The sequence below is a fragment of the Pseudomonas sp. SDT291_1_S447 genome (assembly GCF_054070155.1).
The window spans coordinates 1-8,234 of record NZ_JBSVXS010000173.1; the positions used below are offsets into that span (position 1 = coordinate 1).

Consider the following 8,234-nt stretch of genomic DNA (forward strand, 5'->3'; position numbering starts at 1 on the left):
GAAATCAAATGTGAATGACATACCGCCTTCGCGAGCAAGCTCGCTCCCACAGGGGGATTTGTATATTCAGATGGGAATCGGGTGCAGGTCGCAGTTGCGTCCGGCCTTGGCCAGTTGGCCGGGGACTTCGTGGCCCAGCAGATCCGGCAAGCCGCGCGAGAGTTTCAGCAGCAGCGGCAAGTCGATGCCGGTGTGAATGCCGATTTCATCGCACAGGTTCACCAGGTCTTCGGTGCAGATATTGCCCGACGCACCCGGCGCAAACGGGCAGCCACCGAGACCACCGAGCGCCGCGTCGAAACGCCGAGCGCCCGCCTCGTAAGCCGCCAGCACATTGCACAGCCCCAGACCCCGAGTGTTGTGGAAATGCAAAGTCAGATCGGCCGGCGAAACCCGCTGCAACACCCGCCGCACCAAGCGATCCACCTGTCGCGGATTGGCCATGCCAGTGGTGTCGGCGAGGGTAATACCCGCGATGCCGAGTTCCTGATAAGCGTCGACGATTTGCAGCACGCGATCCTCGTCAATCTGACCTTCGAACGGGCAACCGAAGGTGGTAGCAACGCTACCATTGAGGCGCACGCCGGAACCGCTGGCGAACGAAACGATGTCACCGAACGCCGCCAACGAGTCTTCACAGCGCATGCGCATATTGGCCATGTTGTGCGTCTGGCTGGCGGACATCACCAGATTCAGTTCATCGGCGCCCGCCTCCAGTGCACGCTGCGCACCTTTGAGGTTGGGAATCAGCGCGACGTAAATCACCCCAGGTTGTCGCTCAATGCCAGTGAAAACCTGCTCGCCATCACGCAGCGCCGGAATCGCTTTCGGCGACACGAACGAGCCGGCCTCGATACGGCTGAAACCGGCCAGTGACAGCTGATTGATCAGGGCGATCTTGTCAGCGGTTTCCACCCAGGTCGGCTCGATCTGCAAACCGTCGCGCGGCGAGACTTCCTGGACGATCAAGGTTTGCGAATAGTCCGTGATCATTGCACCACCCCTTGGCTTTTCAGGCGTTCAATGTCGAGTTCAGTCAGGCCGAGGCCGGTGAGAATGCCGTCGGTGTGCTGGCCGAGTGTCGGCCCCGACCAGTTCACGCCGCCGGGGGTCTCCGAGAGTTTCGGAACGATGCCGGGCATCTTCACGGTTGCGCCGCCGGGCAGTTGCGCGTTGAGCAACATGTCCCGCGCCTGATAGTGCGGATCGGCCACAATGTCGGCCACCGAATAAATGCGCCCGGCCGGCACTTCAGCCGCTTCCAGCGCCGCGAGCACATCGTGGATCGGCAGGCTGCTGGTCCAGTGGGTGATCGCGGCGTCGAGCAAACCGCTCTTGGCGGCGCGACCGTCGTTGTGGGCGAATTCCTCTGCGTCAGCCAGATCATCGCGCCCGATGGTGTGCATCAGCCGCTTGTAAATCGGGTCGCTGTTGCCGGCGATCACCACGTAAGCACCATCCGCCGTGAGGTAAGTGTTCGACGGTGCAATGCCCGGCAAGGCGCCGCCGCTGCGTTCGCGGACATGGCCCTGCATGTCGTATTCCGGCACCAGACTTTCCATGACGTTGAACACGCTTTCGGCCAGCGACACGTCGACGATCTGTCCGCCGCCCTGCCCGGTCTTGACCCGCAACAACGACATCAGCGCGCCGATCACCGCGTGCAGCGAGGCCAGCGAATCACCGAGGCTGACGCCGACCCGCGCCGGTGGCGAACCGGGGGTGCCAGTGGTGTAGCGAATGCCGCCCATCGCTTCGCCAATCGCGCCGAAACCGGGACGGTCGCGGTACGGGCCGGTCTGGCCGTAACCGGAGATGCGTACGAGGGTGAGATTGGGGTTGAGCGCGTGGAGCACGTCCCAACCCAGACCAAGTTTTTCCAGCGCACCGGGGCGCAGGTTTTCGATGATCACGTCAGCGTCGCTGGCCAGTTGCTTGACCAGTTCGATGCCTTCGGCAGATTTCAGATTGAGCGCCAGCGATTTCTTGTTGCGTGATTGCAGGTACCACCACAGCGACGTGCCTTCGTGCAGCTTGCGCCATTTGCGCAGCGGGTCGCCCTGACCCATGGCTTCAATCTTGATCACCTCGGCGCCGAACTCGGCGAGCATACGCGCGGCAAACGGCGCGGCGATCAGGGTGCCGATCTCGATCACTTTGATCGCACTCAAAGGGGCAGTCATCGCGGGGTACCTCTTGTTCTTGGAATATGCACCAAGGCTAGAGGAACGATGATCGGGCAATCCAGCCGTCTCTCGGCAATGGGCGTTCGCCAAATGCGAACGCTCGAGGGGCTGTGGTGGATTCACGGCCGCCTTCGCGAGCAAGCTCGCTCCCACAGTGGATATGTGTTGAACACAGAATCTGCAGCCGCCACGGATCCCTGTGGGAGCGAGCTTGCTCGCGAAGAGGCCGGGACATTCACTGGAGATCTAAGCGCCCTGCCCCCGCAAATGCTCAAACAACAACCGACTCACCGGCGACAACCGCGCCTCATCGCGCACCACCACAATCAACGCGCGATCCGACCAGTCATCCGTCAACGGCACCGCGTGCAACCCCAGTGCCTGACCAAACAGTTCATACGCGCGCTGCGGCAAAATGCCGATGCCCATGTTGGCCTGAACCATCCGGCACACCGCATCGAACCCCGGCACATGAATGCGAATACGCAGGACTTTACCGGCCTGACGAGCCGCCGCGTGGGTGCGCATGTTGATCGAACTGGCGGCGTGCAAACCGACGTAGTCGCTGTCGAGGGTTTCGCTGAAGGCAACGAATTCACGCGCGGCCAAAGGATGTTCGGGCAACATCACGACAACCAGTTTGTCCTGACGGTACAACACGCTGTGCAGGCCTTTGATGTCGCTGTCGTTGGAGCAGATACCGAGATCCGCGACGCCATCGAGCACGCCTTGAATCACCCCGGCGCTGGGCCGTTCTTCCAGGTCGGTCTTGACCTGCGGATGCTGCGCGGAAAAATCGCGCAAGTCTTCGGGAAGAAACTGAATGATCGCCGACAGATTCGCCAGCATGCGCACATAACCCCGCACACCGTGGCTGTGTTCACCGAGTTCCAGGCCCATTTTCTCGACGTTGAACAGCATCTGCCGGGCATGGTGCAACAAGGTTTCCCCGGCCGGGGTCAGCGTCATGCCCTTGGCCTGGCGCACGAACAAACTGATCCCGAGCGCCTCTTCCAGCTCCATCAGCCGTTTGCTCGCCGCCGACACCGCGATGGCTTCGCGCGAGGCGGCGCGGGTCAGCGTGCCCTCTTCGTGCACGGCAACAAACAGTTGCAGGGTGATCAGGTCGAGGCGGCGGATCAGGCTTTTTTGCAGCATGCGAGACTCGGCGAGGGTGGCGCGAACGGGCCTTGAGCATAACGCCGTTCGCCATCGCTGTACCCGTCTCAGAACGCGTTGCGGAAGATCTCCTCGATCTGGCGTTGATCCGCCGCCCGAGGATTGGTCAGACCGCAGGCGTCCTTCAGGGCATTGCTGGCGAGTAACGGGATGTCGCTGAGCTTGGCGCCGAGTTCACGTAAGCCACCGGGAATCTCAACGTCTTTGGCCAGGCAACGGATGGCGCTGATGGCCGCTTGCGCGCCTTCTTCCGGACTGCAACCACGAATGTCGGCGCCCATCGCGTGGGCCACATCGGTCAGCCGCTCGGCACAGACCAGCGCATTGAACGTCTGCACGTGGGGCAGCAGCACGGCGTTGCACACGCCATGGGGCAAGTCGTAGAACCCGCCCAACTGATGCGCCATCGCATGCACGTAACCTAGCGACGCATTGTTGAACGCCATGCCGGCGAGGAACTGCGCGTACGCCATGTTTTCCCGCGCGGCGAGGTCGCTGCCGTCACGTACGGCCAGGCGCAGGTTGTTGCTGATCAGGGTCATCGCCTTCAACGCGCAGGCATCGGTGATCGGGTTGGCAGCGGTCGAGACATAGGCTTCGATGGCGTGGGTCAGCGCGTCCATACCGGTGGCGGCCGTCAGACCTTTGGGCATGGCGACCATCAACTCCGGGTCGTTGACCGACAGCAGCGGCGTGACGTTGCGGTCGACGATGGCCATTTTCACGTGGCGCGATTCGTCGGTGATGATGCAGAACCGGGTCATCTCGCTGGCGGTGCCGGCAGTGGTGTTGATCGCGATCAGTGGCAGTTGCGGTTTGCTCGATTGATCGATGCCTTCGTAATCACGGATCTGTCCGCCATTGGTCGCACACAGGGCGATGCCTTTGGCGCAGTCGTGCGGCGAACCGCCGCCCAGCGACACAACGAAGTCGCAGCGACTCTCTTTGAGCAATCCCAGCCCCGACTCGACATTGGCAATGCTCGGGTTGGGTTTGGCGCCGTCAAAAATCACCGAATCGATGTCCTGCATCGCCAGTTTCTCGGCAACCATCGTCGCCACGCCAGCCTTGGCCAGGCCCGCGTCAGTGACGATCAACGCTTTGCGAAAACCGTAGTTGCGAATGGCGACCATGGCTTCGTCGAGGCAGCCGTTGCCCATGATGTTTACCGCCGGAATGAAAAAGGTGCTGGTCATGCGCGCATCTCCTGACAGGGGCCGAATCGACTGCTCCGGTTCGGCGGATAGACACAGCATCGACCGATCGGTCACGAGCGATGTTGATCTGGCTCAATGCCCGCTCGTGATAAAGTCGCCGTCCATCAGCCCTTATGTTTTGAGACCGCCTACGCAATGACCGATTTTCTCGATGTCGACGCCAGCCTCGAAGACTGGAACACCCTGCGCGCCGCGACCGACTTCAACGGTTTGCTGGTGGGCAATGGCGCCAGTCGTGCGGTGTGGGATGACTTCGGCTATGACTCGCTGTTCGAAAACGCCCGAACCGTCGAGGAGAAACCGCTGAGCCCGTCTGAGCTGGCGGTGTTTGACGCGATGCAGACGCGCAGTTTCGAGCAGGTGCTTGGTGCCTTGAAAACCACCAGCCGGGTCAACAAGGCCCTGGCCGTCAGCTCGGCGGCACCGCGCAATCGCTACTACGCGATCAAGGAAGCGTTGATCAACACCGTGCACGCCGTGCACATTCCGTGGCGACTGGTGAAGCCTTCGACGCTGGCGACGCTGAATGAAGAACTGGCGCGCTATCGCACGGTGTTCACCACCAATTACGACTTGCTCAACTACTGGGCGCTGCAGCATCAAAGCGACGCCATCGACGATCTGTTCAATGGTCCGAATGCCAGTTTCGACCTGAGCGAAAGCACCACCGACAAACCGCGCTTGTTGTACCTGCACGGCGGTCTGCATCTGGTGCGCAATCAGGACGGCACCGCGCGCAAATTGACCTCAACCGAAGGCACGCTGCTCGGCAGCTTCGCGATCAACAATACGATCAAGACGCTGGATGACGTACCGCTGTTCGTCACCGAAGGGCCGAGTGCGGACAAGCTCAAGACCATTCGCAGTTCGGACTATCTGTCGTTCTGTTATGAGCAATTGCTCGGGCATGGCGGCAGTTTATGCATTTTTGGTCATGCGTTGGGCGAGCAGGATGCGCATATCGTGCGGGCGCTGCGTTTGGCGAAACCGCAGGTGGTGGCGATCTCGATTTATCCGCGCAGTGCGGCGTTTGTTCAGCATCAGAAGCGGCATTACGCGCAGGTGTTCGAAGGCACGGGCGTTGAGTTGCGGTTTTTTGATGCGAAGAGCCATGCGCTCGGCAATCCGAAGTTATCGGTGCCCGTCGAGGTTTGATGTAGACCGCACCGACGCCTTCGCGAGCAAGCTCGCTCCCACATTGGAACGCGGACTACTGTGGGAGCGAGCTTGCTCGCGAAGCTTTTAGCAGACAACTCATTCTTCGGCGCTGTGCACCACCACCAGCAACTGCGCCTGCACATCCCCCACCGATCTGATCCGGTGCGGTTTCTGCGCATTGAAGTGCAACGCATCGCCGCGCTCCAGCAGCACCTTCTCGTTCATGAAATCCACTTCGACCTGCCCTTCGTGAACGAACAGAAACTCCTCGCCCAAGTGCTCCTTGAAGGTCTTGTCGCTGAACTCTTTCGGCGGATAGATGATGAACGGCAGCAGGTTGCGCTCGCTGACCTGATGCGCGAGCACTGCGTAGCCAGGGCTCTGGTCATTCGCCGCCAGTGACTGGCGCTCGTGGCTGCGCACCAGGCTGTAGCTGTCGAGGCTGACGTTGTCTTCGGAGAACAATTCCTCGACTTTCACGTTCAGCGCCTTCGCCAGTTTCAACGCGGCAGCAATCGACGGGGTATTCAGCCCGCGCTCGACTTTGGACAGATAACTCTTGGTCATGCCGGATTTTTCGGCCAGTGCCTCAAGGGTTACGCCAAGTTTTTTTCTCAATAATTTCAAACGGATAGACATGCGCGGCGGTTATTCCAGCAAGGAAGCGACGATTTGTGCTTGCCAATGACACTTTGTGTCATATAGCCTCTTTAGTGTCATTTGCAATCACCCAAAGGACACAGACATGGCCAAGACATTAGCACTACCCAAAGACCAACTGGTCAAGCAAGCGCTGACCCAGATGCAAAAAAGCCTGGCGGATAATACGTGGACAGACCGGCAAAAGCTGGCCCTGACCTGCCGGATTCTGTTCGAGAACGGTCACGACTCAGGCCTGGCCGGACAAATCACTGCCCGTGGCCCGCAGCCCGGCACCTATTACACTCAGCAATTGGGCCTGGGTTTCGACGAAATCACCGCGAGCAATCTGCTGCTGGTCAACGAGGACCTGGAAGTCCTCGAAGGTCACGGCATGGCCAACCCGGCCAACCGTTTTCACAGCTGGGTGTACCGCGCTCGCCCGGATGTGAATTGCATCATTCACACCCACCCGACGCACGTGGCAGCGCTGTCGATGCTGGAGGTGCCGCTGCAGATTTCCCACATGGATTTGTGCCCGCTGTACGAAGACTGCGCGTTTCTCGAAGGTTGGCCGGGCGTGCCGGTGGGCAATGAAGAAGGTGAGCTGATTGCCGGTGCGCTGGGCGACAAACGCGCGATCCTGCTTTCGCACCACGGTCAGTTGTCGACCGGTACGACGATTGAAGAGGCCTGTGTGATCGCCCAATTGATCGAACGCGCGGCCAAGCTGCAACTGCTGGCGATGGCGGCGGGCACGATCAAACCGATCATCCCTGAACTGGGCCGTGAGGCGCATGACTGGATCGCCAAGCCGAAACGCCACGCTGCTGCCTTCAACTACTACGCCCGGCAGAACCTGCGCCAACACGCCGATTGCCTGAACTGAAACCTGTTACGGAGAGATTCCCATGTCCACTATTCACGGCATCATCGGCTACACCATCACCCCGTTCGGCGCCAACGGCGAAGGTCTGGATCTGCCCGCCCTGGGTCAATCGATCGATCGCCTGATCGACAGCGGTGTCCACGCCATTGCGCCATTGGGCAGCACCGGCGAAGGCGCTTACCTGAGCGATGCGGAGTGGGATCAGGTTGCCGAGTTCAGCATCAAGCACGTTGCCAAACGCGTGCCGACGATCGTCAGCGTGTCCGACCTGACCACCGCCAAAGCCGTACGCCGCGCGCGTTTCGCTGAAGCCCATGGCGCCGATGTGGTAATGGTGCTGCCGGCTTCGTACTGGAAACTCACCGAGGCGGAAATCCTCGCGCACTACCGTGCCATCGGCGAGAGTATCGGCGTGCCAATCATGCTCTACAACAACCCGGCCACCAGCGGCACCGACATGTCGGTGGATTTGATTCTACGCATCGTCAATGGCGTGGAAAACGTGACCATGGTCAAGGAGAGCACCGGCGATATTCAGCGCATGCACAAGCTGCAATTGCTCGGCGAAGGCCAGGTGCCGTTCTACAACGGCTGCAATCCGCTGGCGCTGGAAGCGTTCGCCGCCGGGGCGAAAGGCTGGTGCACGGCGGCGCCGAACCTTATTCCGCAGTTGAACCTGGATCTTTATGACGCGGCCATGGCCGGCGATCTGGATCGGGCGCGGGATCTGTTCTATCGCCAGTTGCCGCTGCTGGATTTCATCTTGAAGGGTGGCTTGCCGGCGACGATCAAGTCCGGGTTGCGACAGACCGGGCTGGAGGTGGGCGATCCACGCTTACCGGTATTCCCGCTGAGTGAAGCTGGCCAGACTCAGCTGCAAACGATCCTGAAGACCCTGCGCTGATCTCACTGACACCCCAAAAACCAATTTAGGAGTGAGCCTGCTCGCGATAGCGGTTGGGCAGT

The 8,234-nt window shown here is 60.5% G+C and carries 8 protein-coding genes; 3 read left to right on the plus strand and 5 right to left on the minus strand.

The window, feature by feature from the left end; all coding sequences use genetic code 11:
• Window positions 1-66: 66 nt before the first annotated feature.
• The 4 genes from ACW9IR_RS27475 to yiaY form a co-directional block, all read right to left on the minus strand.
• Window positions 67-993, minus strand: coding sequence for a hydroxymethylglutaryl-CoA lyase (locus ACW9IR_RS27475; RefSeq protein WP_457465755.1), 927 nt, complete (start codon window positions 991-993; stop codon window positions 67-69).
• A complete protein-coding gene (locus ACW9IR_RS27480) occupies window positions 990-2,183 on the minus strand; it encodes a CaiB/BaiF CoA transferase family protein (protein ID WP_457465756.1) in 1,194 nt (397 codons plus the stop codon). Before ACW9IR_RS27480 ends, ACW9IR_RS27475 begins: the two co-directional genes overlap by 4 nt.
• 249 nt (window positions 2,184-2,432) lie before the next feature.
• Entirely contained in the window at window positions 2,433-3,344 is a 912-nt protein-coding gene (locus ACW9IR_RS27485) for a LysR family transcriptional regulator (protein ID WP_102900223.1), read from the minus strand.
• A 68-nt stretch (window positions 3,345-3,412) separates the two neighbouring features.
• Window positions 3,413-4,561, minus strand: coding sequence for an L-threonine dehydrogenase (gene yiaY, locus ACW9IR_RS27490; protein WP_457465758.1), 1,149 nt, complete (start codon window positions 4,559-4,561; stop codon window positions 3,413-3,415).
• 156 nt (window positions 4,562-4,717) lie between these two features.
• On the opposite strand from yiaY, the gene ACW9IR_RS27495 reads away from it, so the two are divergent.
• Complete coding sequence (locus tag ACW9IR_RS27495) at window positions 4,718-5,737, plus strand: DUF4917 family protein (RefSeq protein ID WP_457465760.1); 1,020 nt, start codon at window positions 4,718-4,720, stop codon at window positions 5,735-5,737.
• A gap of 99 nt (window positions 5,738-5,836) precedes the next feature.
• Here ACW9IR_RS27495 and ACW9IR_RS27500 read toward each other — a convergent pair whose 3' ends face one another.
• Window positions 5,837-6,379 carry a helix-turn-helix domain-containing protein gene (locus tag ACW9IR_RS27500; RefSeq protein WP_102900220.1) on the minus strand — a complete coding sequence of 181 codons (543 nt, stop codon included), beginning with the start codon at window positions 6,377-6,379 and terminating at the stop codon, window positions 5,837-5,839.
• A 106-nt stretch (window positions 6,380-6,485) separates the two neighbouring features.
• Between ACW9IR_RS27500 and ACW9IR_RS27505 the strand changes: the two genes are divergently transcribed.
• Together ACW9IR_RS27505 and ACW9IR_RS27510 are read left to right on the plus strand one after the other, a co-directional pair.
• Window positions 6,486-7,268 (plus strand): aldolase, encoded by a 783-nt coding sequence (locus tag ACW9IR_RS27505; protein WP_102900219.1) that lies wholly within the window; start codon window positions 6,486-6,488, stop codon window positions 7,266-7,268.
• Window positions 7,269-7,290: 22 nt separating this feature from the next.
• Window positions 7,291-8,172: a dihydrodipicolinate synthase family protein gene (locus ACW9IR_RS27510; RefSeq protein ID WP_457465762.1), complete on the plus strand. Its 882-nt coding sequence runs from the start codon at window positions 7,291-7,293 to the stop codon at window positions 8,170-8,172.
• The last annotated feature ends 62 nt before the right edge of the window (window positions 8,173-8,234 follow it).